Below are 21,122 nucleotides of genomic sequence, written 5' to 3'. Positions count from 1 at the left end.
CTGCACCCTAGCTCTGTCCGTGGGACACCCCTCCCCAACGAGGGGCGTGTATCTGGAAGGGTAATACACATGACTATCGAACAACCGGCATCGAATGACGCCGTGCGCAAACCTGAAACGCGGCCGGCAAATCCGCGCTTTTCCTCGGGGCCCTGCGCCAAACCCCCCACATTTGACCTGACCAAACTGGCTGACGCAGCGCTTGGCCGTTCGCATCGCGCTGCTGTTGGCAAGGATAAGCTGAAAGCGGCCATCGACGGTACGCGTGAAGTGCTGGGCATTCCAGCAGATTACAAGATCGGCATCGTTCCCGCGTCTGACACTGGCGCGGTTGAGATGGCGCTGTGGTCGCTGTTGGGTGAACGCAAGGTCGAGATGCTGGCCTGGGAAAGTTTTGGCGCGGGATGGATCACGGATGTGGTCAAGCAGCTAAAAATCGACGCCGAAGTGAAAACAGCCGATTATGGGCAGATCATCGATCTGGCCTCGGTCAACTTCCTCCATGACGTGGTCTTTACATGGAACGGCACGACTTCGGGCGTGCGGGTGCCAAACGGTGACTGGATCGCGGAAGACCGTCAGGGTTTGACGATCTGCGATGCGACTTCGGCGGCCTTCGCGATGGACCTGCCGTGGGACAAGTTGGATGTGACCACGTTTAGCTGGCAGAAAGTTCTGGGCGGAGAGGCGGCGCATGGGATGCTGATCCTTTCCCCGCGCGCTGTGGAGCGGCTTGAAAGCTATACCCCCGCATGGCCATTGCCCAAGATTTTCCGCCTGACCAAGGGCGGTAAGCTGATCGATGGTATCTTTACTGGCGCCACGATCAACACCCCGTCGATGCTGGCGGTTGAGGACTATCTGTTCGCATTGGATTGGGCGCGCTCAGTTGGTGGTCTGCAGGGATTGATTGGCCGGGCCGATGCGAATGCCGGTGCGGTGCATGCGTTCTGCGAGCAGAATGGCTGGATCGCTAACCTGGCTGACGACCCGGCGACGCAGTCGAATACGTCTGTCTGTCTGAAATTCACCGATGCGCGCATCCGGGACGGCGCAGCCTTTGCCAAGGCCGTTGCAAAGCGGTTGGAGGCCGAGAATATCGCGTTGGATATCGGGGCTTATCGCGACGCACCTGCGGGTCTGCGTATCTGGTGCGGCGGCACGGTCGAAACTTCGGATATCGAAGCGATGTTGCCCTGGCTAGCCTGGGCCTTCGAGGCTGAGCTCGCAGCACAAACTGAAGCCGCCTGATCTTTCCCAATCTTCACCGGGCCGCCTCAGGCCCGGACATCTCATTACATTCAAGGACCACAGACATGGCTCCCAAAGTACTCGTTTCTGACAAACTCAGTGAAACCGCTGTTCAGATTTTCCGCGACCGCGGCATCGACGTGGATTTCATGCCCGATCTGGGCAAGGACAAAGATAAACTGGCCGAAGTGATTGGCCAATATGACGGCCTTGCCATCCGCTCGGCTACCAAGGTCACGCCGACCTTGCTGGAACATGCGGACAAGCTGAAAGTCATAGGTCGCGCCGGCATCGGCACCGACAATGTCGACAAGGATGCCGCCAGCAAGAAGGGCGTCATCGTGATGAACACGCCCTTTGGCAACATGATCACCACAGCCGAGCACGCGATTGCGATGATGTTCGCCGTGGCGCGGCAGATCCCCGAGGCCAGCACTTCGACCCATGCGGGCAAATGGGAAAAGTCCAAGTTCATGGGGATCGAGCTGACCAACAAAACCTTGGGCGTCATTGGTGCGGGCAATATTGGCGGGATCGTCTGCGAACGCGCCCTGGGCCTGAAAATGAAGGTTGTCGCCTATGATCCCTATCTGGGCGAAGAGAAAGCCGCCAAGATGGGTGTTGAAAAGGTTGAACTGGATGAGCTGCTGTCGCGTGCCGATTTCATCACCTTGCATGTGCCGCTGACCGATCAGACTCGCAACATTCTCAGCCGCGAAAATCTGGCCAAGACCAAGCCTGGCGTGCGCATCGTCAACTGTGCCCGCGGCGGTCTGGTCGATGAAGAGGCGCTGGCCGAGGCTCTGCAATCCGGTCACGTTGCCGGTGCCGCCTTTGACGTGTTCAGCGAAGAACCGGCCAAGGACAACGCGCTGTTCAACCTGCCCAATGTCGTCTGCACCCCACATCTGGGTGCCGCCACGACCGAGGCGCAGGAAAACGTGGCGCTGCAGGTGGCCGAGCAGATCTCGAACTATCTGCTGACCGGCGCGGTGGAAAACGCGCTGAACATGCCCAGCGTGACGGCGGAAGAGGCCAAGGTCATGGGGCCCTGGATCAAACTGGCCGGGCATCTGGGCGGTTTCATCGGTCAGATGACGGATGAGCCGATCAAGGCGATCAACATCCTCTATGATGGTGTTGCGTCGGAAATGAACCTTGCCGCTTTGAACTGCTCGGCTGTTGCCGGGATCATGAAGAAGTTCAATCCCGAGGTGAACATGGTTTCGGCCCCGGTTGTGGCCAAGGAACGTGGTATTCAGATTTCGACCACCAATCAGGACAAGTCTGGCGCCTTCGAGGGCTATATCAAGGTGACCGTCGTGACCGAGAAACGCGAGCGTTCGATCGGCGGAACCGTGTTCAGCGATGGCAAGCCGCGCTTCATTCAGATCAAAGGCATCAATATCGACGCCGAGGTGGGCGCGCACATGCTCTATACCACGAACGAAGATGTGCCGGGTATCATCGGTGCGTTAGGTCAGGCCATGGGTGAGCACAGCGTCAATATCGCGAACTTTACCCTCGGACGCACCGAGGCAGGGGGGGAGGCGATTGCCTTGCTTTATGTTGATGAACCCGTACCAGCCGAAGCGCGGGCAAAGCTGGCCGAAACCGGCCTGTTCACGCAAATCAAACCGCTGGAGTTCGACGTTGCCTGAGGCGGTGTTGAATATCTGAGACACTTCATACCCGCGTCTTCCAAGGCGTGGGTATTTTCTTTTCCTGGCCGCCAAGACGCGTCACAAGCAGGGTGTTCCTGTTGATTTAGGGTTTTCCATGTCCTCGCCAATTTATGCAATCGGTGACATCCACGGCCAGCTCGGCATGCTGCAGGTTGCGCTGTCGCGGATCGAGGCCGATGGCGGGCCAGATGCAAAGATTGTGTTTCTGGGTGACTATGTCGACCGGGGCCCGGACAGCCGCGCCGTGTTGGACCTGCTGATCGAAGGCCAAAAGGCGGGGCGCAACTGGGTCATGGTCAAGGGCAACCACGACCGAATGATGGCTCGCTTCGTGCAAGAGCGCGAAATTGCAGATAAGCAACTGCCCGTCACGCTGAACTGGCTGAACCCACGGCTGGGTGGTCGGGAAACGCTGGCCTCCTACGGGGTTGAAGTCACGGACAATGACCGCATCTATCAGGTCCATGAACGGGCCTGTGCCGCCGTACCGCCAGCACATCTGGATTTCATCAACGCTTTGCCAGTTTACCATCAAGAGGATGAGCTGCTGTTCGTCCACGCTGGCATCAGGCCCGGTCTTCCACTGTCGCAGCAATCCGAAGATGACCTGGTTTGGATACGGCAGGAATTTTTGGTTGAATCTGGCCCGCACCCCTGGCTGATCGTGCATGGTCACACCCCTGTGGATACGGCGGAACATTGCGGCAATCGGATCAATTTGGATGCGGGCGCGGGCTATGGTCATCCGTTGGCCACTGCCGTGTTCGAGGGCCGTGATTGCTGGTTGCTGACCGCACAGGGGCGCGCGCCGCTGAGACCTAGTCTTCGGTAAACAGGTCTTTGTAAGCTTCGCGTAGCGCGTTTTTTTGCACTTTGCCCATCGTATTGCGCGGCAATTCGTTCAGCACTATCAGCTTGCGGGGATGTTTGAATCGCGCCAGTTGGGTCTGTGCGCTTGCCATGATGGCCTCGAGGTCGGGCGACTTGTTTGGTTCGGCTACCAACAGGCCCAACACGGTTTCGCCGAAATCCGGATGGGGCACGCCGATAACTGCGCTTTCCAGAACACCGAGCTGGTCGTCCAGCACCAGTTCGACCTCTTTGGGATAGATGTTGTACCCGCCCGAGATGATTAGGTCCTTGCCGCGTCCGACGATATGGACATAGCCGTCCGCGTCCACACGTCCAAGGTCGCCGGTGATAAAGAACCCGTCCTCGCGCAACTCTGCTGCGGTCTTCTCGGGCATTTCCCAATAGCCCTGAAAGACGTTGGGGCCACGCACCTCGATCATGCCGATTTCGCCCTGTGGCAAGGTTTCACCCGTCTCTGAGTCGGTCACTTTGAGCTCAACGCCCGGCAAGGGGAACCCCACGGATCCGGCGCGGCGTTCACCGTCATAGGGGTTCGAGGTGTTCATGTTGGTCTCGGTCATACCGTAGCGTTCAAGAATGCGGTGCCCGGTGCGGGCCTCAAACTGCTGATGCGTTTCGGCCAGCATTGGGGCCGAGCCCGAGATGAACAGCCGCATATGACGTGCCAGATCGCCGGTGAACCGGTCGTCATCCAACAGACGGGTGTAGAAGGTCGGAACCCCCATCATCGCGGTTGCATCAGGCAAATGCCGCAGTACCTCATCCAGATCGAATTTCGGCAGAAAGATCATCGACCCGCCCGAAGCCAGTACCACGTTGGTTGCCACGAACAGCCCATGAGTGTGAAAGATTGGCAGAGCATGCAGCAACACGTCATCGTCGGTAAACCGCCATTCCCGTACCAATGTTTCGGCATTCGACAGCAGATTGGCCTGTGACAACATCGCGCCCTTGGATCGGCCGGTCGTGCCGGACGTGTACAGGAAGGCGGCCAGATCATCCTCGGTGCGGTTGACCGGCTCGAAAGCAGGCAGCATACCCAGCGCACGCCGCATCAGGCTGCCGGATCCATCAGCGTTTAGCGTTTCAAGCCGTGCCTTCTGGGCGGCGGCGACGGGTGCCAATCCAGCCCTATTTACATCATCGCAGACCACCAGCGCAGCGCCGCTGTTTTCAATGAAATAGCTCAGTTCGCTGACCGTATAGGCAGTGTTGAGTGGCAGAAAAACCAGACCGGTCTGCACACAAGCAGCAAACAGCGCAAGCGCTTCGGGCGACTTTTCCACCTGAACCGCAACGCGTTGTCCGGGTTCGAGCTCAAAGCCGATTAGGGTATTGGCCAACCGAGATGCCATGTCCAGGAAATCAGAATGGGTCAGCACCTGACCGTTGGGCAGATGCAGGAAAGGCGTTTCTTTGCCCGCGTGAATGCCAAACAAGCGATCGTAAAGCAGGTTGCCCATTTACCGAGTTCCTTTCTGTCCAGTCCTGGCGAATCTGTCTTGGAATGGCGTGCTGGTAAAGCCCTGAATGGCGCAATCGGTCGCCGTTCTGTCCGCATGATGTGCCAGAGGTTGCTGCGGACAAACTGTCTTCTGGCGATCGGGGGCTATCTGCGTTAATCGCAGGTGAATTCGCCGGAGATAGACTATGTATGTTGCCACCCTGTTGACCAATCCCGAAACGCGAACGCTGGATTTGGCGCTGGTCGAGTCGTTGCGGAATGCCTGGGGCGGGGCCGAGATCATCTGGCTCAGCCCGGATGAGGCGGCTGAGTTCGCGCTGCAGGAACTTCCGGGCAACCAATGGGATGTCTGGGGTGATTTGCAGAAGCTTGGCGTTGACCTGATCGTGCAGCCTGCCGAGGGGCGGCGAAAAAAGATGCTGTTGGCGGATATGGACAGCACCATGATCCAGCAGGAATGCATCGACGAACTGGCGGATGAGGCCGGGGTCGGCGACCGCGTCAAGGACATCACCGCCCGCGCAATGAATGGCGAATTGGATTTCGAAGGCGCGCTGACCGAACGGGTCGGGTTGCTGAAAGGGTTGGATGAGGCCGTGATCGGCAAGGTTCTGGCCGAACGCATCACCTTGATGCCCGGTGGGAAGGAGCTGGTCGCGACGATGCGCGCCAATGGCGGCTATGCGGCACTGGTCTCGGGCGGGTTCACGGCGTTTACTGCCAAGGTGGGCAGTGAATTGGGGTTTGACGAAAACCGTGCCAACACTCTGCTGGCCGAAAACGGCAAACTGACCGGCGATGTGCAGCGACCGATTCTGGGACGACAGGCCAAAGTTGATGCTTTGGAACAGATCACCGCGCGTCTGGGCCTGTCCGAAAACGATGTGATCGCTGTGGGTGACGGGGCAAATGATCTGGGCATGTTGGGCCGGGCCGGAACCGGGGTTGCGCTGCATGCAAAGCCTTCGGTCGCGGAACAATGCGAAGTGCGCGTCAACCATGGCGATTTGACCGCGCTTTTGTATCTGCAGGGCTATGCGCGGCAGGAATTTGCCCAAGCCTGAAAACCGGGGCTTTCCTTTATTTAACAAAAATGTTAAACAGTGGTCATGGATACGCTGCAGACCACATTCTCCGCATTGTCCGACGCCACGCGGTTTTCCATCGTTGAACAGTTGATGCAGGACGGAGAGCAGCCCGCGGGCGACCTGATCGAAGGGCGCGGCATGTCGGGTGCTGCGGTCTCGCGCCACCTGAAGGTTTTGCGTGAGGCCGGGCTGGTTCGGCAACGGGTGCAGGGCACCAAGCGGATGTATTCGATCCGCCCCGAAGGTCTGCGCGCAATCGCGGAATGGACCATTTCGAAACGACAATTCTGGGAAAGCAGTCTGGATCGTCTGGGCGATGCTATTGAAAGGGATACCTCATGGCCGATCTAAAGCTGGAGCGCACGTTCCCGATACCGCCAGAGGATCTGTTTGCGTGGATCAGTGTCGCAGAACAGCTGTTGCAATGGTGGGGTCCCGAAGGGGTGCACGTGCCCGAACATACTCTCGATTTTTCGCGCGTTGGTCCGTGGTATTCGGTCATGCAGAATGGCGAGGGCCAGCGGTTCAAGGTCTCGGGCCATGTGACCCATGTCGATCCGCCCAATTCGGTTGGCTTCACCTGGGGCTGGCATGACGATCAGGATCAGCGCGGGGCCGAAAGCCATGTAACGCTACGGATCGAAGCCGCAGGCGGCGGCGCTCGGTTGGTGGTCGATCACCGCGACCTGGGCGATGACGAGATCGCTGCAAACCACGAGAAAGGCTGGACCTCGACGCTGAACAAGTTGGCCGGTCTGGTGCAATAAGTTTTCATCTGGGAGGAAAGAAATGCCACAGTTTCTGTTTGTCTATCACGGCGGGACCACGCCATCGGACCCGGCCGAAGTCGAAGCAACCATGGCCGCCTGGGGCGCGTGGTTTCAGAATATGGGCCCGTCACTAGAAATACCCGGCAACCCGGTGGGCCAGTCCTATACCGTCAGCTCGGGCGGTGTGGTCGACAATGGCGGTGCCAACCCGGTATCCGGCTTTACCGTGATCAAGGCCGACAGCATCGACGCCGCCAATGAAATGGCCAAGGGATGCCCCATGGTCGTAAACGGGTCAGGCTCGGTCGAGGTGGCCGAGATTCACGAGATTGAGATGTAGCGGCCCTAGCCGGGGAAACCCGGCGCGGGTCGGATCACGCCACATTCCAGCCCGCGACGGCTGTATTGCGTGGCGTTCATAAAGGTGCGGGTGGCCGGGTGATCGGCCTCCAGTACGCCGAGGCTGACCAGAATGGCAGCAATGGCGCATTCGCTGGCACGGGTGGCGCCATCGGTGATCTTCAGCGCGACGCCCATGCGTTTTTCAGGGATGATGGCGATGAATACGGCCTCGGCCCCGGTCTTGATCGCGGCGCGCCCGTTCATGGCGCGCATCAGCTCGGTACAGGCGCGCGTCTCTCCGGCCACCAGCTCGGGATGTTTGATCATCGCCGCGGTCAGGTGTTGTGCCGCATCGCTGGCCCGGTCCGACCGGTCCGCCGCCGAGGCAAACCACGCCATCGACCGTGCCATCCCCACCAGCGAGGTGGCAAAGTTCGGGGCGGAACAGCCATCGATGCCATAGCCAGGGCTGGTTTCGCCGGTAGTTTCTTCCAGCGCGGACAAACAGGCCTGTTGAACCGGGTGGTCGATTTCAAGATATTCCGGCCCGGCACCCATATGCTGTGCTACCGTCAAAAACCCGCAATGTTTGCCCGAGCAGTTGTTGTGGATCTGACAGGGCGTGTCGTCGGCAAGTATCAGCCCGTCGCGCGCCGCCATATCCTGAGGCTCTTGCGGCCCACAGCGCAAATCGGGTTCAGCCAGGCCCAGATGGTCCAGCCAGGACGTTACCCTGTCTGTGTGAATATGCGCGCCGTTATGCGAGGCACAGGCCAATGCCAGATGCTCGCTGTTCAGCCCGTATTTCGCGGCCGCCCCCGATGTAATCAACGGCAGGGCCTGTATCATCTTGGCCGAAGACCGGGGGTAGATTATCGCCTCCGGGTCGCCCCAGCTGCGCACGATCTGACCCGTGTCATCACAGATAACCGCATGCCCCAGATGCAGGCTTTCCAGTAAAGGCCCCCGCCATAGTTCGGTCATTGCTACGGGCTGCGTCATCGGGACCCTCCTAAACATGCGCAAAAAACTGCCAACCGCCCTTTCGCCTATGGCGAAACTTGCGATAGTGTGTGTATGTCGGCAATCACCGGAAGACGCAACTTACAGACGAACCGTCAGGGTTCGCGAGCCTTCCCGGTGGGTATGAGGTATTAGGTCGAGCTAGGAGGCTGGACAGATGGGATCAAAGCTCGTCCGCGTAATCGCGGGCCTGTGCGTGGCAGGGATGACAACGGCTGCTACCGCTCAGCAGGCAGACAGCACCAATAGAGTATCCGTAAACACCGACTGGAGTGTGTTTGTGGAAGAGGACCCAACCGAATGCTGGAGCGTTGCAACGCCGGATGAAACCGTCAACACGCGCGGCGGGCGCGTTGTTTCGGTGAGGCGCAGCGACATCCTGCTGTTTGTCGTATTCAGACCTGATCCCGATGTGAAGGGGCGCGTTTCATTCACCGGGGGCTATCCGTTTGCCGCGGGATCGACCGTATCTGTATCCATCGACGGAAACAGCTTCGAATTCAGCACCGAAGGCGAATGGGCCTGGCCCGCGTCAGAGGGTGATGACCAAAAAGTAATCGCTGCCATGAAAAGCGGTACCGAAGCAGTGCTGACCGCCCGGTCCGAACGCGGCACTCAGACCAAAGATACTTTCTCATTGCTGGGCTTCACAGCCGCTTTAGACGACGCCGAGAAACGCTGTACCAACTGAGCGCGCCAGCGCTCGGGCAGTGGCCAGGCTTGCAAAGTGGTGCCAGTTTCGCAGGATAGGACCGCCCTCCTTCATAGCTTAACTTAACGTCATCTATAAATTTGATCTGCGTCAATGCTCCGCGCTCTGAAATACTGAACTAATCGGTTCAAGCAGAGAGAAAAGGAGAGCATCGATGCAGAAGAAAGTTTTGGGCCTGTTTGTGCTGACCGCCGTCGTATTGCTGAGCGCTTGTGATAAATCCGCTGAGACATACCCGGTTTCGGGAGAGCAATGTGGGCCAAACGATCCGGTCAAAACGCTGGACGCCGAGGATTGCTTTATTCCACCAGCAGGTGCGTGATCCAATACGGCTGGCCTGGAAACGTCCGGGCGGCATAAGAGTTCGAAGGACCGCGGGGTTGATCCCCGCGGTTTTTTGTAACCTCTGGCGTCGCTATGCTAAGCTGAGCGCGTTAGTTTAACGACCCTTCGAGGAGTATGTCATGCGTTTGGTGATACTGGCTGTTTTAACCCCCACGTTGGCTGTGGCGGATCCTGCAATGGAATGCACGAACGCAAGTTCACAAGTCGAAATCGGATCTTGCGTTGCCAGTATGGAAGCGGGGGTTGAGGCCGCGCTGACCGATAGTTTTGGCTTTGCCATGGATGCAGCCAACGCGTTGGACGAGGTGACCGGACGGACAAGCGCGGCGCCTGCGATGGAGGCGGCGCAAAGCGCGTGGGTCGGGTATCGTGATGCGCAGTGCGAGGCGGTCGGCGCGTCTTTTGGTGGTGGGTCGGGAACCGGCATTGGTATCACCTCTTGCCGGATTGAATTGGGGCGCCTGCGGATTGACGAATTGCTGCGTTTTGCAAATTAGGCGCGACGAATTCTTTTGATCTTTGCGCGCAGTCCTATATAGAGGCGCATTCCAAGCCAGAATCTTCGAGACCCACCTATGTCGCCCAAAGCGCCGATCACTCAAGACGTCATGACCATCCCCCGCAAATTGCCGGAGGGGAAGGTGAACCTTGTCGGGTTGACCCGGGATCGCCTGCGCGAGACCCTGATCGAACACGGCACGCCTGAAAAACAGGCCAAGATGCGCACGGGCCAGATCTGGCAGTGGATTTACCAATGGGGTGTGCGCGACTTTGCCGAGATGACCAATCTGGCTAAAGCCTATCGCACCCTGCTGGCCGAGCATTTCGTGATCGAAATCCCCGAGGTTGTGACCCGACAGGTGTCCGAGGATGGCACACGCAAGTATCTGGTCCGTATTGCTGGCGGCCATGAGGTCGAGGTGGTCTATATTCCCGAGGACGATCGCGGCACGCTGTGTATCTCGTCTCAGGTCGGTTGCACGCTGACTTGTTCCTTCTGCCATACAGGCACGCAGAAACTGGTGCGCAACCTGACGGCGGCGGAAATTGTCGGTCAGGTGATGATGGCGCGGGATGATCTTGACGAGTGGCCGGTACCGGGTGCGCCCAAGGACGAAACCCGCCTGCTGTCGAACATCGTTCTGATGGGTATGGGCGAGCCTCTTTACAATTTTGAGAACGTCCGCGACGCGATGAAAATCGCGATGGACCCCGAAGGTATCTCGCTGTCTCGCCGCCGGATTACCCTGTCGACATCGGGCGTGGTGCCCGAGATTGCGCGTACCGCGAAGGAAATCGGCTGCCTGCTGGCAATTTCGTTCCACGCGACGACCAATGAAGTCCGCGATGTGCTGGTGCCGATCAACAAACGCTGGAATATCGAAGAGTTGCTGCAGGCTTTGGCCAGCTATCCCAAGGTTTCCAATTCGGAACGGATTACGTTTGAATACGTGATGCTTGATGGTGTGAATGACAGCGATGAGGATGCGCATCGTCTGATCGAACATATCAAGCGCCACAAAATCCCGGCCAAGATCAATCTGATCCCGTTCAACGAATGGCCCGGCGCGCCGTATAAGCGCAGCTCAAACAATCGTATTCGGGCTTTTGCCAATATCATCTATCAGGCCGGGTATGCCTCGCCCATCCGCAAGACGCGGGGCGAGGACATTATGGCGGCCTGCGGTCAGCTGAAATCGGCCACCGAACGCGCCCGTAAATCGCGCAAGCAGATTGAGGCCGAGGCCGGTCTCGACCGCGGATAAGCGGCTGAATAGAAGAGCGTCGCAAAATTAATTTTTGGGGCGCTGTCTATCGAATGCAAAATTTGATATGTTTCATTGGCTAGGTGTGGATGCACCAGGCTCACTTGCGCACAATAGGGTGAGTTCGGTGGCTGGCATGTGGCAAATTCGTTCACGGCGGCTACCTTGTATTTCAGCTCCGTGTGCCGATTGCGGCATAACAGGTTACGAGTTGGGTTATCTCTATGATGTTTCGATTGAAAATTCCGTACTTTAATTTTGTTTTAGTTTTGGCTTGTGCGGCCGTCGCCGTAACTGATGTTGTTGCGCAGTCAAATGATGAGGATGCTCATCTGGCTATCGAAAATCCGGCTGATCTGACCAAGGACGACGCGCGTGAAATTTATGACTCGTTGCAGCGCCGGATGGCACGCGGCTATGCCGCAGCGCAGTTGGATCTGCTTCTGAATTACCAAAACTGGCCGCTGTACAACGATGCGCCCTATATATCTGAAACCCATGGTCGGCGATTTGTGAACAGCTATGCAAACCGGATGGCGTATAATTATGCAACCTTGACGGAAGGCGAAAAGCTTCCGGTGGGGTCTGTGCTGGCCAAGGACAGCGTGACCGTTACGGATGAGGGGAAAAGCCATCCCGGCGCGATGTTCGTCATGCAGAAACTGGCCGAGGGCGCCAACCCTGCTACGGCTGATTGGCGTTATATCATGGTCATGCCGGATGGGTCATTGTTTGGGGACACGATGGGGGATCGCGCCAACGCAGTTGCGTATTGCCACGATTGCCACGAGGCGGTTGCCGACCGAGATTACACATTCTTCGTTCCCGAAGAATATCTGGTCGACAATTAGGCCTCTCTCACCCAAATCTCGCGGTGCCGATCACTTTGATCAGTTGCTGACGAACCGGATCTGGCTGCGCTGCGACGGCGTTCAGGACCTCTCGAAGTTCTGCGCGCAACCCATGCATCTGGTCGATCAGGGAAATCATCATCGACACTGCGTCTGCCTCCATTTCGTATTGGTCGTGCAACTCGCAGGCCAACTCCAGCCGGGCAACGTCGAGGCTGTGATAGACCAATCCGCGATCTGTTTGTTCGGGGATCACGATTTCGGCGGCCAGATATTCTGTCAATCGGGTCGAAGTCAGCCGGGCTACGGCGGTGATCAGTTCCTCTTCGGTCAGGGTGCGGGTCATGACGGCATTCCTTTGCGTGGGTCATAGCGGTGGGTTTCTCGCCATGAATCCATAAATTGCCTCAACTCATCATCGATTTGATCGGGCATTGAAATGGTCAGCTCGATCAACTGGTCGCCCCGTTCGGCCGAGCCGCGCTTCTTCACGCCCTTACCCCGCAAGCGCAGGGTTCTGCCGCTGCTGGTTCCCGCCGGGACGGTCACGTTTACACCCCCATCGATCGTGGGCGCCGCCACTTTGCCGCCCAGCACCGCCTCATCAATCGTGATGGGCAGCGTGATGTGAATGTCATTTCCCTGACGGTCGAATACCGGATGATCCGCGACTGATACTGTCACCAGCGCATCGCCGCGCGGCCCCTCACCATAGCCAGCGGCACCCTTGCCCCGCAGGCGAATGGTCTGACCGCTTGTGATCCCTGCGGGTATCTTGACCTCGATCCGGTCCCCATCCGGCAGGGTCAGTTTCTGGCTGGCGCCAAACACCGCATCCAGAAAGCTGATCTGAAGCGTGAAGTTCAGATTGTGGCCGGGCGCGTGAAACTCGCGGCCGCCTTGCCCACCAAATCCGCCGCGACCCCGCATGAATTCGGCAAAGATATCCGACATGTCGTCGGGGTCCGTCGCCTGCCCGCGATAGGGGTTGCCGGCGGCTTCGGCGTAATCGCGATAGTATTGCTGTTGCGGGCGTTCCTGTCCCGAGGCATCAATCTCACCATTGTCATAGCGTTTGCGCGTCTCAGGATCTTTCAACAGATCATAGGCCGCGGCGGCGGCCTTGAACTTGGCTTCGGCCTCGGCGTTCCCGGGTTTCAAGTCCGGGTGGCATTCCTTGGCAATGCGCCGATACGCTTTTTTGATTTCAGCGTCGCTGGCATCTTTGGCCACGCCAAGTGCGGCATAGGGATCGTCGCTCATCTCACCTCTCATGGATGGGGGAAGGGCTGATCATGATGAAGGTATTTTATCACGTGATTTCAACAGGTCAAAAAGAACCGGTGGCTAAATTGGTTCGCAAGTTTCGTAATCTCTGATACTATCAGGCTGTTTCATATTATTCATTGACGGAGATTAGCCGATGACGCGCAGACTTAAATCGGTTCTGGCCTTGCTGGCGGGCAATGCCATTGGGTTAATGTTGGCCGCTTTGCTACTGACCGGTTTTGCAATCAAGCCGATTTCATTCATCGTTGTGGTGATCGTATTCACGCTGGTGCAGGTGGTGGCCGAGCCGCTAATCCTGAAGTTGGGTGAGAAAAGGGCGCCTTCGTTGAAAGGCGGGATCGCGTTGATCGTGACCTTTGTCGGCCTGCTTGTGACCGATCTGGTGACCAATGGGCTGACGGTTGGCGGAATTTCCAACCTGCTGGCTGCGACACTGCTGGTCTGGCTGGGCGCGCTGATCGCCAGCGTAGTGCTGCCGATCTACGTGTTCACCGAGCTGAGCACGCCCAAAAAGTAATTACAGTGCGTTCAGGCTGGCATCGATTGCCTGCCAAAGCTCAACCACCGGCTCGCATCCCACGGACAGACGGACAAAAGCGGGGTCAACGTCGTCGCCCCAACGGGCGCGGCGCTCGGCCGAGCTATGAACGCCGCCAAAAGACGTCGCAGGGCGCAGCATTGGACAGGTGTTGATGAAGGTTTCGGCCTTGGCCTGGGTTTCCAACGTGATCGAAAGAAGGAATCCGAACCGCGTGGTCTGAGCCTGTGCCAAGGTGTAGGACGGGTCGCCCGGCAGGCCGGGATAGCGGATGTATTTTACAGCTGGATGCGCTGCCAACCGTTCCGCCAACACCTGGGCCGAGCTGCACATCCGGTCGAACCGAACATCCAACGTTTCCAACCCGCGATGCAGCAACCAGGCCTCGTGCGGACCGGGGATCGCGCCAGAGACACGCCGCCATTCCTCGACCCGCTCCATGATATCTGCGTTCCGGCTGGCCACATGTCCCATCAGCAGATCGGAATGCCCGCCCATGGCCTTGGTGTCCGAGGATACGACGATGTCTAGGCCCATATCCAACGGGCGTTGGCCCAGTGGCGTCAGGGTTGTGTTGTCGGCAATGGTGATGCCGCCTGCCGCGCGCACGGACGACGCGATGGCTGGCAGGTCCATCATATCCAGGCCAGGGTTCGAGGGGCTTTCGACAAAGACCACATCGAAGCCGTCGAACCCACCTTCGGAAAAGGCGGTTGTCGGGCGTTCTGTCACTATGACACCCAGACCAGACAGAAATCGGTCGGCCAGCACGCGGGTGACGTAATAGCCATCAGACGGGATTAGGATGCGCGACCCGGCTTTGACCGTGGCAAACAACGCGGCCGAAATCGCCGCCATGCCCGACGGGAAAGCCAGGCAGGGGGCGTCTTCAAGATGGGCGAGAACCTGTTCCAGATGTTCCCAGGTTGGGTTGTTGACGCGACCGTAGAAATCATGCCCGTCCGGCGCGCCGGGCAGGTGGAACATACTGCTTTGGGTCAGGGGCAGGGCCACGGGCTCGCCCTTGGTCAGTGCGTTGCCCCGCAGATGCAGCATCTCGCCGGTCTTGCGCCCCATCGTTTAGCGCCCCGGTATTTCGTCACGGGGCGGGGTGGGTTCCCATTTCTCGATTATGTCGACCGCCTCTTGCGCGGTATCGACGAACCGGAACAGGTCCAGATCCTCGTCCGAGATGGTGCCGGCGTCGGCCAGCGCCTCCCAGTTGATGACCTTTTCCCAGAACGCGCGACCGAATAGCAGGAAAGGCACGCGCTCCATACGGCCGGTTTGAATCAGGGTCAGGGACTCGAACAGCTCATCCATGGTGCCAAAGCCGCCGGGGAAGATGGTGATGGCGCGGGCGCGCATCAGGAAATGCATCTTGCGGATGGCGAAATAGTGGAAGTTAAAGCTGAGCTCGGGCGTAACGTACAGGTTCGGTGCCTGTTCATGCGGCAGCACAATGTTGAGACCGATGGAACAGCCGTTCGCATCCTGTGCGCCGCGGTTACCAGCCTCCATCACGCCGGGGCCACCGCCGGTGACGATTACATTCTCGCGCCCGCCGGTTTCGTTCGATTTCTCGGTCATCAACCGGGCAAACTCGCGCGCTTCGTCGTAATATTCCGACAGCCCGGCCAGCGTTTCCGTCCGCGCGGTGTGTTTCTGTGACGGCTCAGGGATACGCGCGCCGCCGAACATGACGATGGTCGAGGTGATCTCACGCTCGGTCATGATCATCTCGGGCTTGAGCAGTTCCAGCTGCAAGCGCACCGGGCGCAGCTCATCCCGGCACAGGAAATCCTCATCGGCAAAGGCAAGGCGATAGGCGGGTGAGCGGGTTTGCGGGGTGTCGGGTACCTCGCTTGCGGTCGAACGGTCGGTCTGCGCGTCGCGAAACGGGCTGAGGCGGTCTTCTCTCATGGGGTAACGATCCCTGCTTGCGTGTTTTCCAAACAGCTATAGGGTTCGGGCGCAGAGTGCCAGTCACGGAAAGATGAGAATGAATTGGAAGAGCGAAATACTGGCGGCACAGCACCGCATAACCGGCTATGCACAAGTGACGCCAGTCATGGAAAGCCGTGCCTTGGGTCTGGGTTATTCGGTGGAAATGAAGCTGGAGCATATGCAGCACACCGGCAGTTTCAAGGCGCGCGGGGCGTTTAACACTCTGATCAGCACGGATGTGCCTGAGGCTGGTGTTGTGGCCGCATCGGGCGGCAATCACGGCGCAGCGGCCGCCTTTGCCGCGCAGGCGCTGGGCTATCCGGCCAAGATTTTCGTGCCCGAACTGGCGGGGCCATCCAAGATCGCGCTGATCGAACAGACCGGCGCGGATTTGAGCGTGATGCCGGGTGAATATGCCAACGCCTTAACAGCCGCGCGGGCGCATGAGGAGGCCACGGGCGCGATGCAGATCCATGCCTATGACGCGCCTGCAACCGTTGCTGGACAGGGCACTTGCTTTGCCGAGTGGGAGGCGCAGGGCCTGCAGGCCGATACCGTATTGATCGCGGTGGGCGGTGGCGGCCTGATCGCCGGGGCGCTGGCCTGGCTGCAAGGCACGCGCAAGGTCGTGGCGGTTGAGCCAGAAACCTCCTGCGCGCTGAATGCAGCCCTGCAGGCGGGAGAACCGGTGGATGTATCCGTCTCGGGCATTGCGGCAAATGCGCTGGGCGCGCGGCGGATCGGCTCGATTTGTTTCGATCTGGCACAGGGCGTGCAATCAGTTCTGGTCAGTGATGAGGCCATCGCGAAGGCGCAGAAGGCCCTGTGGCGGGCGCATCGGATTCTGGTGGAACCGGCAGGCGCAACCGCCTTGGCTGCGCTGCTTTCGGGGGCTTACACGCCAGAGCCGGGCGAGCGGGTGGCGGTGCTGATCTGCGGCGGAAATATCTCACCGGACCCTCTGAACGGCTGAAACCGCAACAGACAGCCGCAAAGCGTGCGCTCAGCGTCGCATTGCAGCCAGTCCGTCGCTTGCGTATAGGCAACACAAGCGTGAACAGAATCTGCAGGGAGCCGCCAAATGTCCAACGCGCAACTGGAAGCCGCCATCGAAGCCGCCTGGGAGGCGCGAGATGCCATCACCCCCGCCACCACCGGCGAGACTCGCGAAGCGATCGAAGATACGCTGAACGCGCTGGACAGCGGGTCGCTGCGGGTGGCGGAAAAGCAGAACAGCGGCGACTGGCATGTGAACCAGTGGGCGAAAAAAGCGGTTCTGCTGGGCTTTCGCATCAAGGATATGGAAATCCAGACCGGCGGCGCTCAGGACGGCGGCTGGTGGGACAAGGTGGACAGCAAGTTCGCGGGTTGGGGTGAAAACCAATGGCGGGCCGCTGGCTTTCGCGCGGTGCCGAATTGCGTCGTTCGCAAATCCGCCTTTATTGCGCCCGGCGTGGTTCTGATGCCGTCATTTGTGAACCTGGGTGCCTATGTGGACGAGGGCACAATGGTTGATACTTGGGCCACCGTCGGTTCATGCGCGCAGATCGGCAAGAACGTCCATCTGTCGGGCGGTGTTGGGATCGGCGGCGTTCTGGAACCGATGCAGGCGGGTCCGACCATCATCGAAGACAACTGCTTTATCGGCGCCCGGTCCGAAGTGGTCGAAGGCTGCATCGTGCGCGAAGGCTCGGTTCTGGGCATGGGCGTGTTCATCGGCAAATCGACCAAGATCGTCGACCGCGAAACCGGCGAGGTCACCTATGGTGAAGTTCCGCCCTATTCGGTGGTTGTTGCGGGCTCGATGCCGTCCAAGAACAACATCAACCTCTACTGCGCCGTGATCGTGAAACGGGTGGATGAAAAGACCCGCTCGAAAACCGGGATCAACGAGCTGCTGCGCGACTAATACTGGGCGCGGATCAAACAAGGGGGCTGCAGCGCGATCCGCTGCGGCCCTTTTTTGTTATCGCTTACTCTTTGACTGGATAGCGGTCCGGTTCTTCGAACACATCAATGACGCGCGACCCGGCTTTGATCTTGCCGCCATGCTCCACTCCTGCGGGGATCGAATAGCTGTCACCGGGGCCATAGCTCTTGGTTTCATCGCCAATGGTCAGCTCAATCTCACCTTCGACCACAGTTCCCCATTGTGCCAGATGGGAATGAAGGGGCAGTTCGAAATCCTGAAGAAAGGTAAAAAACGCCACCAGCCCCGCGTCTGATCTGATCACGGCCGTTTGCACCACATCTTCGGGGAAGGGCACGTCGAGGCTTGGGAATCCTGTGATGAAATCCGGATAAGTCATGGCAACGTCCTTTTGTGATCGGTGTCAGGTTACTGCGGGCACTATGGCGGCACAGGCGATCCACTGCAATTCCCCGGCTGCTTGACCGCAGGCAGGTGCGCGGCTATGGCCCCTTGCATGGAAAAGCAAAAGAAACCTTCGCGTCAGCAGGTCTATACCCTGCTTGTGCAGATCGGTCGCAGGGATGGCGATGGCCTGCCCGACGGCGCAACCGGGGCGGCATTGATGTGTTTTGCCAGCGGCGTCGACGAGGCCGAGGCCGTGCGCGAAACGGTGGCGATCCTGAAACAGGCAGATACCGCGCCTTTGGATGTCACAGGCTATGGCACTTTGGCTGAACGTGAAGCGCAAGGTCACGAGATCGACCCGGATGAACGGGCCCTGATGCAGCGCGCGCTGGATGAAAATGCAGTGATCGTGGCGCAGATGACCCCGTTTTTCGGGGATGAAGAGACGGCTTAGTTCCGCGCCCCAAACCACTTGCGATAAATCTCGTCATAGGTGCCGTCTTCGCGCAGCGCCAGCAGCGCCTGGTTGACGTCTTCGACCAGCGGGGACCCGGTAGGGAAGGCAATGCCGTAATTCTCGCGCAGGAATATACCGCCTGTCATCGAGGCGATCCGGCGTCCTTCATGGGCGGCGAAATAGGACAGGATCGGCGCGTCGAACACTATGGCGTCCAGTTCCTCGTTGCGAAAGGCTTCAAGCATGGGGTCGAGCCCATCATAGTTGGTAAACTCGATCTCGCGGCGGTTCAGAAAGTTAGCAGCGGTTGAATTCGAGATTGTTCCGACCTCTTTGCCGTAAAGGTCATTTATCGAATTCACGCTGCCACTGATTGCATCCACTGTCATGACCGAGGTGATCCGCGCAGTGAAGACCGAGACGATAAACAGCGAAGATACAACCAGCACTACACCCAGAATTCGACCAAATGGCGTGCGCGGCATTCGTTCCTCAAACCCGCCATTGACCACCAGATTCAAGGCCCACCAGAATGAGGGGAACCAGGCCTCGTCTAGCTTGCGGTCGAAATAGGGCTGCGAGCGGCGCTCGAACACCCACATCAGCATGCCGCCGCCAAGAAGGATGGCAAAGGCAAGCCCGATAGCAATGAACAATTCGCGCGACAGTAACGCATGTAGCAGTGACGGGCGGCGCACCGCGTCCGATGGCACCATGATCTGCAAACCAGCCTCGAAAATCGGCTGGCTGAAGTCCATCTGCGTTTCTCGCGAAGCAGTGATCGAGATATTGGCGATGGCCAGATCGGCGGATCTGTCCTGCACTGCGCCCAGCATGTCGCCAAAGGCGTCGGAACGTTGGATGGAATAGTCCCAATTCAGGGATTCAGCCAACGCCTCAAGCAGGTCCATCGAGAATCCGGTTTGGGCTCCATCTTCGACAAAAGAAAACGGAGGCCGTGTCACGGTCGAAACCGTCAGCGTCTGGGCCTGGCTTTGCTGGCCGAGAACGGCGAAAGTCAGGCAGATCAATGCGAAAAGAGCACGTGTCATCGTAAAATCACCTGTTTCGCGGCCCTCTAGCGCATATTCGAACCGGCAGACAAGGCAATCGCAGCGTAAGGCCCCATGTTTTCCGGGGGTGTCAGTTCGATACAAGGTGGAAAAAGCCCGCGGTTTCTGGCCTGTTGGGGTTGGCAATCGGGCCAATTCGTTGAATCTGTGCGCGAACCTGAAAGAAATTTTATGGAAAGGGCCCACCATGACAGATCCGATTGCGTTGACGGCCGACCTGATCCGTTGCCCATCGGTCACACCTGAAGAAGGCGGTGCCCTTGTCCTGCTGCAGGATGTCCTGTCGCAGGCGGGGTTTGATTGTACCCGTGTTGATCGCGCCGGCATCAGCAATCTGTTTGCGCGATGGGGTGCAAAAGGTCACGCCCGAAGCTTTGGTTTCAACGGTCACACCGATGTTGTTCCGGTGGGCGACGAGGCCGCTTGGACCACACCGCCTTTCGGAGCAGAAATCCGGGAAGGGTTCATGTATGGACGCGGGGCCACTGACATGAAATCGGGTGTGGCGGCCTTTGCAGCGGCGGCAGTGGATTTTGTACGCGACACGCCGCCCGACGGGGCGATCATCCTGACGATCACGGGTGACGAAGAGGCTGATGCGCTGCATGGCACCACCGCCCTGCTTGACCATATGGATCAATGCGGCGAGCGGATGAGCGTCTGCCTGGTCGGTGAACCCACCTGCCCGAACAGGATGGGTGAAATGATGAAGATTGGCCGTCGCGGCTCGATGACCGCCTGGTTTACCGTAACAGGTGTGCAGGGCCATTCGGCCTATCCGCACCGGGCAAAGAACCCACTGCCCGCCATGGCCCGGCTGATGGACAGGCTGGCCAGTCACGAGTTGGACCGGGGATCTGATCATTTTGACGCCTCGACGCTGGCGGTTGTGGCGATCGACACGGGTAATTCCGCCACAAATGTCATCCCGGCACAGTGCAGCGGGGCGGTGAACATCCGGTTCAACGACCTGCATTCCGGCGCCAGCCTCAGCGATTGGCTGCAAGCGCAGGCGCGCGATGTAGCCGCCGCGTTTGGCGTTGATGTTGATGTGCGGATCAAGATATCGGGCGAAAGCTTTCTGACCCCTCCTGGCCCTCTGTCGGAATTGGTGGCCAAAGCGGTTGCGGCTGAAACCGGGGTCACGCCCGAGATGTCAACAACCGGGGGTACTTCGGACGCGCGTTTCGTCAAGGATCATTGTCCGGTTGTCGAATTTGGTTTGGTCGGCAAAACCATGCATCAGGTGGATGAATGCGTTGAGGTGGCGCAGATTGAACAGCTCAAGGCGGTCTATACCCGTATCCTGACCGACTATTTTTCCTGATT

General features: G+C 58.7%; 25 protein-coding genes. 17 read left to right on the top strand and 8 right to left on the bottom strand.

Annotated elements, in window-relative coordinates; genetic code table 11:
* Positions 1-69: 69 nt before the first annotated feature.
* The 3 genes from AC2FFB_RS13260 to AC2FFB_RS13250 all read left to right on the top strand — a co-directional run bounded on the left by AC2FFB_RS13260 (position 70) and on the right by AC2FFB_RS13250 (position 3,768).
* Positions 70-1,251, top strand: a complete 1,182-nt coding sequence (locus AC2FFB_RS13260; protein WP_496713311.1) for a phosphoserine transaminase — start codon at positions 70-72, stop codon at positions 1,249-1,251.
* A 65-nt stretch (positions 1,252-1,316) separates the two neighbouring features.
* The gene (gene serA / locus AC2FFB_RS13255; RefSeq protein WP_142637232.1) at positions 1,317-2,912 is read left to right on the top strand and encodes a phosphoglycerate dehydrogenase; all 1,596 of its coding nucleotides are present in this window, start codon (positions 1,317-1,319) and stop codon (positions 2,910-2,912) included.
* A 118-nt stretch (positions 2,913-3,030) separates the two neighbouring features.
* Positions 3,031-3,768 (top strand): metallophosphoesterase family protein, encoded by a 738-nt coding sequence (locus AC2FFB_RS13250; RefSeq protein ID WP_496713313.1) that lies wholly within the window; start codon positions 3,031-3,033, stop codon positions 3,766-3,768.
* Here the strand turns inward: AC2FFB_RS13250 and AC2FFB_RS13245 are convergent.
* A complete protein-coding gene (locus tag AC2FFB_RS13245; protein ID WP_496694197.1) occupies positions 3,755-5,272 on the bottom strand; it encodes a malonate--CoA ligase in 1,518 nt (505 codons plus the stop codon). The two genes, AC2FFB_RS13250 and AC2FFB_RS13245, sit on opposite strands and share 14 nt — an antisense overlap.
* Before the next feature lie 187 nt (positions 5,273-5,459).
* Between AC2FFB_RS13245 and serB the strand changes: the two genes are divergently transcribed.
* The 4 genes from serB to AC2FFB_RS13225 are packed head-to-tail and all read left to right on the top strand — an operon-like array spanning position 5,460 to position 7,472.
* Complete coding sequence (gene serB / locus AC2FFB_RS13240) at positions 5,460-6,338, top strand: phosphoserine phosphatase SerB (RefSeq protein ID WP_496689963.1); 879 nt, start codon at positions 5,460-5,462, stop codon at positions 6,336-6,338.
* A gap of 45 nt (positions 6,339-6,383) precedes the next feature.
* A complete protein-coding gene (locus AC2FFB_RS13235; protein ID WP_496875018.1) occupies positions 6,384-6,713 on the top strand; it encodes an ArsR/SmtB family transcription factor in 330 nt (109 codons plus the stop codon).
* Positions 6,701-7,129, top strand: coding sequence for an SRPBCC family protein (locus AC2FFB_RS13230; protein WP_496694195.1), 429 nt, complete (start codon positions 6,701-6,703; stop codon positions 7,127-7,129). The genes AC2FFB_RS13235 and AC2FFB_RS13230 overlap by 13 nt, the downstream gene beginning before the upstream one ends.
* 22 nt (positions 7,130-7,151) lie before the next feature.
* Entirely contained in the window at positions 7,152-7,472 is a 321-nt protein-coding gene (locus tag AC2FFB_RS13225; RefSeq protein ID WP_142637219.1) for a YciI family protein, read from the top strand.
* Between the two features lie 5 nt (positions 7,473-7,477).
* Here the strand turns inward: AC2FFB_RS13225 and AC2FFB_RS13220 are convergent, their stop codons facing one another.
* On the bottom strand, positions 7,478-8,476 hold the full coding sequence (locus AC2FFB_RS13220; RefSeq protein ID WP_142637217.1) for an asparaginase: 999 nt from the start codon (positions 8,474-8,476) through the stop codon (positions 7,478-7,480).
* 178 nt (positions 8,477-8,654) lie between these two features.
* Here AC2FFB_RS13220 and AC2FFB_RS13215 point away from each other — a divergent pair, with 178 nt between their 5' ends.
* The 5 genes from AC2FFB_RS13215 to AC2FFB_RS13195 all read left to right on the top strand — a co-directional run bounded on the left by AC2FFB_RS13215 (position 8,655) and on the right by AC2FFB_RS13195 (position 12,171).
* Entirely contained in the window at positions 8,655-9,188 is a 534-nt protein-coding gene (locus AC2FFB_RS13215) for an invasion associated locus B family protein (protein WP_142637215.1), read from the top strand.
* A 175-nt stretch (positions 9,189-9,363) separates the two neighbouring features.
* Complete coding sequence (locus tag AC2FFB_RS13210; RefSeq protein ID WP_185956689.1) at positions 9,364-9,531, top strand: hypothetical protein; 168 nt, start codon at positions 9,364-9,366, stop codon at positions 9,529-9,531.
* Between the two features lie 142 nt (positions 9,532-9,673).
* A complete protein-coding gene (locus AC2FFB_RS13205; RefSeq protein WP_496713319.1) occupies positions 9,674-10,051 on the top strand; it encodes a lysozyme inhibitor LprI family protein in 378 nt (125 codons plus the stop codon).
* A 78-nt stretch (positions 10,052-10,129) separates the two neighbouring features.
* The gene (gene rlmN, locus AC2FFB_RS13200) at positions 10,130-11,320 is read left to right on the top strand and encodes a dual-specificity RNA methyltransferase RlmN (protein ID WP_496713321.1); all 1,191 of its coding nucleotides are present in this window, start codon (positions 10,130-10,132) and stop codon (positions 11,318-11,320) included.
* 227 nt (positions 11,321-11,547) lie between these two features.
* Positions 11,548-12,171, top strand: a complete 624-nt coding sequence (locus tag AC2FFB_RS13195) for a cytochrome P460 family protein (RefSeq protein ID WP_496875017.1) — start codon at positions 11,548-11,550, stop codon at positions 12,169-12,171.
* 7 nt (positions 12,172-12,178) lie between these two features.
* Here the strand turns inward: AC2FFB_RS13195 and AC2FFB_RS13190 are convergent, their stop codons facing one another.
* Both AC2FFB_RS13190 and AC2FFB_RS13185 read right to left on the bottom strand, forming a co-directional pair.
* A complete protein-coding gene (locus AC2FFB_RS13190) occupies positions 12,179-12,517 on the bottom strand; it encodes a hypothetical protein (protein ID WP_281973035.1) in 339 nt (112 codons plus the stop codon).
* Positions 12,514-13,434, bottom strand: a complete 921-nt coding sequence (locus AC2FFB_RS13185) for a DnaJ C-terminal domain-containing protein (RefSeq protein WP_496875016.1) — start codon at positions 13,432-13,434, stop codon at positions 12,514-12,516. Before AC2FFB_RS13185 ends, AC2FFB_RS13190 begins: the two co-directional genes overlap by 4 nt.
* A 160-nt stretch (positions 13,435-13,594) precedes the next feature.
* Here AC2FFB_RS13185 and AC2FFB_RS13180 point away from each other — a divergent pair, with 160 nt between their 5' ends.
* The gene (locus AC2FFB_RS13180) at positions 13,595-13,978 is read left to right on the top strand and encodes a hypothetical protein (RefSeq protein WP_496875015.1); all 384 of its coding nucleotides are present in this window, start codon (positions 13,595-13,597) and stop codon (positions 13,976-13,978) included.
* Here AC2FFB_RS13180 and AC2FFB_RS13175 read toward each other — a convergent pair whose 3' ends face one another.
* Together AC2FFB_RS13175 and AC2FFB_RS13170 are read right to left on the bottom strand one after the other, a co-directional pair.
* The gene (locus AC2FFB_RS13175; RefSeq protein ID WP_496689958.1) at positions 13,979-15,076 is read right to left on the bottom strand and encodes a cystathionine gamma-lyase; all 1,098 of its coding nucleotides are present in this window, start codon (positions 15,074-15,076) and stop codon (positions 13,979-13,981) included.
* 3 nt (positions 15,077-15,079) lie between these two features.
* Complete coding sequence (locus AC2FFB_RS13170) at positions 15,080-15,922, bottom strand: LOG family protein (protein ID WP_142637203.1); 843 nt, start codon at positions 15,920-15,922, stop codon at positions 15,080-15,082.
* 79 nt (positions 15,923-16,001) lie between these two features.
* Here AC2FFB_RS13170 and AC2FFB_RS13165 point away from each other — a divergent pair, with 79 nt between their 5' ends.
* Both AC2FFB_RS13165 and dapD read left to right on the top strand, forming a co-directional pair.
* Entirely contained in the window at positions 16,002-16,919 is a 918-nt protein-coding gene (locus AC2FFB_RS13165) for a threonine/serine dehydratase (RefSeq protein WP_496713325.1), read from the top strand.
* 108 nt (positions 16,920-17,027) lie between these two features.
* Positions 17,028-17,855: a 2,3,4,5-tetrahydropyridine-2,6-dicarboxylate N-succinyltransferase gene (dapD, locus tag AC2FFB_RS13160; protein WP_281973038.1), complete on the top strand. Its 828-nt coding sequence runs from the start codon at positions 17,028-17,030 to the stop codon at positions 17,853-17,855.
* 64 nt (positions 17,856-17,919) lie between these two features.
* Here dapD and AC2FFB_RS13155 read toward each other — a convergent pair whose 3' ends face one another.
* The gene (locus AC2FFB_RS13155) at positions 17,920-18,255 is read right to left on the bottom strand and encodes a cupin domain-containing protein (protein ID WP_496875014.1); all 336 of its coding nucleotides are present in this window, start codon (positions 18,253-18,255) and stop codon (positions 17,920-17,922) included.
* 117 nt (positions 18,256-18,372) lie between these two features.
* Between AC2FFB_RS13155 and AC2FFB_RS13150 the strand changes: the two genes are divergently transcribed.
* On the top strand, positions 18,373-18,717 hold the full coding sequence (locus AC2FFB_RS13150; RefSeq protein WP_496875013.1) for a DUF8846 family protein: 345 nt from the start codon (positions 18,373-18,375) through the stop codon (positions 18,715-18,717).
* Here the strand turns inward: AC2FFB_RS13150 and AC2FFB_RS13145 are convergent.
* Positions 18,714-19,772: a transporter substrate-binding domain-containing protein gene (locus tag AC2FFB_RS13145; RefSeq protein ID WP_496689957.1), complete on the bottom strand. Its 1,059-nt coding sequence runs from the start codon at positions 19,770-19,772 to the stop codon at positions 18,714-18,716. The two genes, AC2FFB_RS13150 and AC2FFB_RS13145, sit on opposite strands and share 4 nt — an antisense overlap.
* A gap of 208 nt (positions 19,773-19,980) precedes the next feature.
* On the opposite strand from AC2FFB_RS13145, the gene dapE reads away from it, so the two are divergent.
* Positions 19,981-21,120, top strand: a complete 1,140-nt coding sequence (gene dapE, locus AC2FFB_RS13140; protein ID WP_281995451.1) for a succinyl-diaminopimelate desuccinylase — start codon at positions 19,981-19,983, stop codon at positions 21,118-21,120.
* Positions 21,121-21,122: the final 2 nt, after the last annotated feature.

The organism is Ruegeria sp. YTSA219 (genome assembly GCF_059609985.1).
This window is presented reverse-complemented; position numbering and strand designations above follow the sequence as displayed.

Excerpts from the sequence above, each read along its gene's own strand:
- AC2FFB_RS13170 (WP_142637203.1), bottom strand. The coding sequence starts at position 15,922 with ATGAGAGAAGACCGCCTCAGCCCGTTTCGCGACGCGCAGACCGACCGT.
- AC2FFB_RS13190 (WP_281973035.1), bottom strand. The coding sequence starts at position 12,517 with ATGACCCGCACCCTGACCGAAGAGGAACTGATCACCGCCGTAGCCCGG.
- AC2FFB_RS13260 (WP_496713311.1), top strand. The coding sequence starts at position 70 with ATGACTATCGAACAACCGGCATCGAATGACGCCGTGCGCAAACCTGAA.
- AC2FFB_RS13205 (WP_496713319.1), top strand. The coding sequence starts at position 9,674 with ATGCGTTTGGTGATACTGGCTGTTTTAACCCCCACGTTGGCTGTGGCG.
- AC2FFB_RS13230 (WP_496694195.1), top strand. The coding sequence starts at position 6,701 with ATGGCCGATCTAAAGCTGGAGCGCACGTTCCCGATACCGCCAGAGGAT.
- AC2FFB_RS13180 (WP_496875015.1), top strand. The coding sequence starts at position 13,595 with ATGACGCGCAGACTTAAATCGGTTCTGGCCTTGCTGGCGGGCAATGCC.
- AC2FFB_RS13235 (WP_496875018.1), top strand. The coding sequence starts at position 6,384 with ATGGATACGCTGCAGACCACATTCTCCGCATTGTCCGACGCCACGCGG.
- AC2FFB_RS13150 (WP_496875013.1), top strand. The coding sequence starts at position 18,373 with ATGGAAAAGCAAAAGAAACCTTCGCGTCAGCAGGTCTATACCCTGCTT.
- AC2FFB_RS13210 (WP_185956689.1), top strand. The coding sequence starts at position 9,364 with ATGCAGAAGAAAGTTTTGGGCCTGTTTGTGCTGACCGCCGTCGTATTG.
- serB (WP_496689963.1), top strand. The coding sequence starts at position 5,460 with ATGTATGTTGCCACCCTGTTGACCAATCCCGAAACGCGAACGCTGGAT.
- dapD (WP_281973038.1), top strand. The coding sequence starts at position 17,028 with ATGTCCAACGCGCAACTGGAAGCCGCCATCGAAGCCGCCTGGGAGGCG.
- AC2FFB_RS13145 (WP_496689957.1), bottom strand. The coding sequence starts at position 19,772 with ATGACACGTGCTCTTTTCGCATTGATCTGCCTGACTTTCGCCGTTCTC.
- AC2FFB_RS13195 (WP_496875017.1), top strand. The coding sequence starts at position 11,548 with ATGTTTCGATTGAAAATTCCGTACTTTAATTTTGTTTTAGTTTTGGCT.
- AC2FFB_RS13155 (WP_496875014.1), bottom strand. The coding sequence starts at position 18,255 with ATGACTTATCCGGATTTCATCACAGGATTCCCAAGCCTCGACGTGCCC.
- AC2FFB_RS13165 (WP_496713325.1), top strand. The coding sequence starts at position 16,002 with ATGAATTGGAAGAGCGAAATACTGGCGGCACAGCACCGCATAACCGGC.
- AC2FFB_RS13245 (WP_496694197.1), bottom strand. The coding sequence starts at position 5,272 with ATGGGCAACCTGCTTTACGATCGCTTGTTTGGCATTCACGCGGGCAAA.
- serA (WP_142637232.1), top strand. The coding sequence starts at position 1,317 with ATGGCTCCCAAAGTACTCGTTTCTGACAAACTCAGTGAAACCGCTGTT.
- AC2FFB_RS13250 (WP_496713313.1), top strand. The coding sequence starts at position 3,031 with ATGTCCTCGCCAATTTATGCAATCGGTGACATCCACGGCCAGCTCGGC.
- AC2FFB_RS13215 (WP_142637215.1), top strand. The coding sequence starts at position 8,655 with ATGGGATCAAAGCTCGTCCGCGTAATCGCGGGCCTGTGCGTGGCAGGG.
- rlmN (WP_496713321.1), top strand. The coding sequence starts at position 10,130 with ATGTCGCCCAAAGCGCCGATCACTCAAGACGTCATGACCATCCCCCGC.
- AC2FFB_RS13220 (WP_142637217.1), bottom strand. The coding sequence starts at position 8,476 with ATGACGCAGCCCGTAGCAATGACCGAACTATGGCGGGGGCCTTTACTG.
- AC2FFB_RS13175 (WP_496689958.1), bottom strand. The coding sequence starts at position 15,076 with ATGGGGCGCAAGACCGGCGAGATGCTGCATCTGCGGGGCAACGCACTG.
- dapE (WP_281995451.1), top strand. The coding sequence starts at position 19,981 with ATGACAGATCCGATTGCGTTGACGGCCGACCTGATCCGTTGCCCATCG.
- AC2FFB_RS13185 (WP_496875016.1), bottom strand. The coding sequence starts at position 13,434 with ATGAGCGACGATCCCTATGCCGCACTTGGCGTGGCCAAAGATGCCAGC.
- AC2FFB_RS13225 (WP_142637219.1), top strand. The coding sequence starts at position 7,152 with ATGCCACAGTTTCTGTTTGTCTATCACGGCGGGACCACGCCATCGGAC.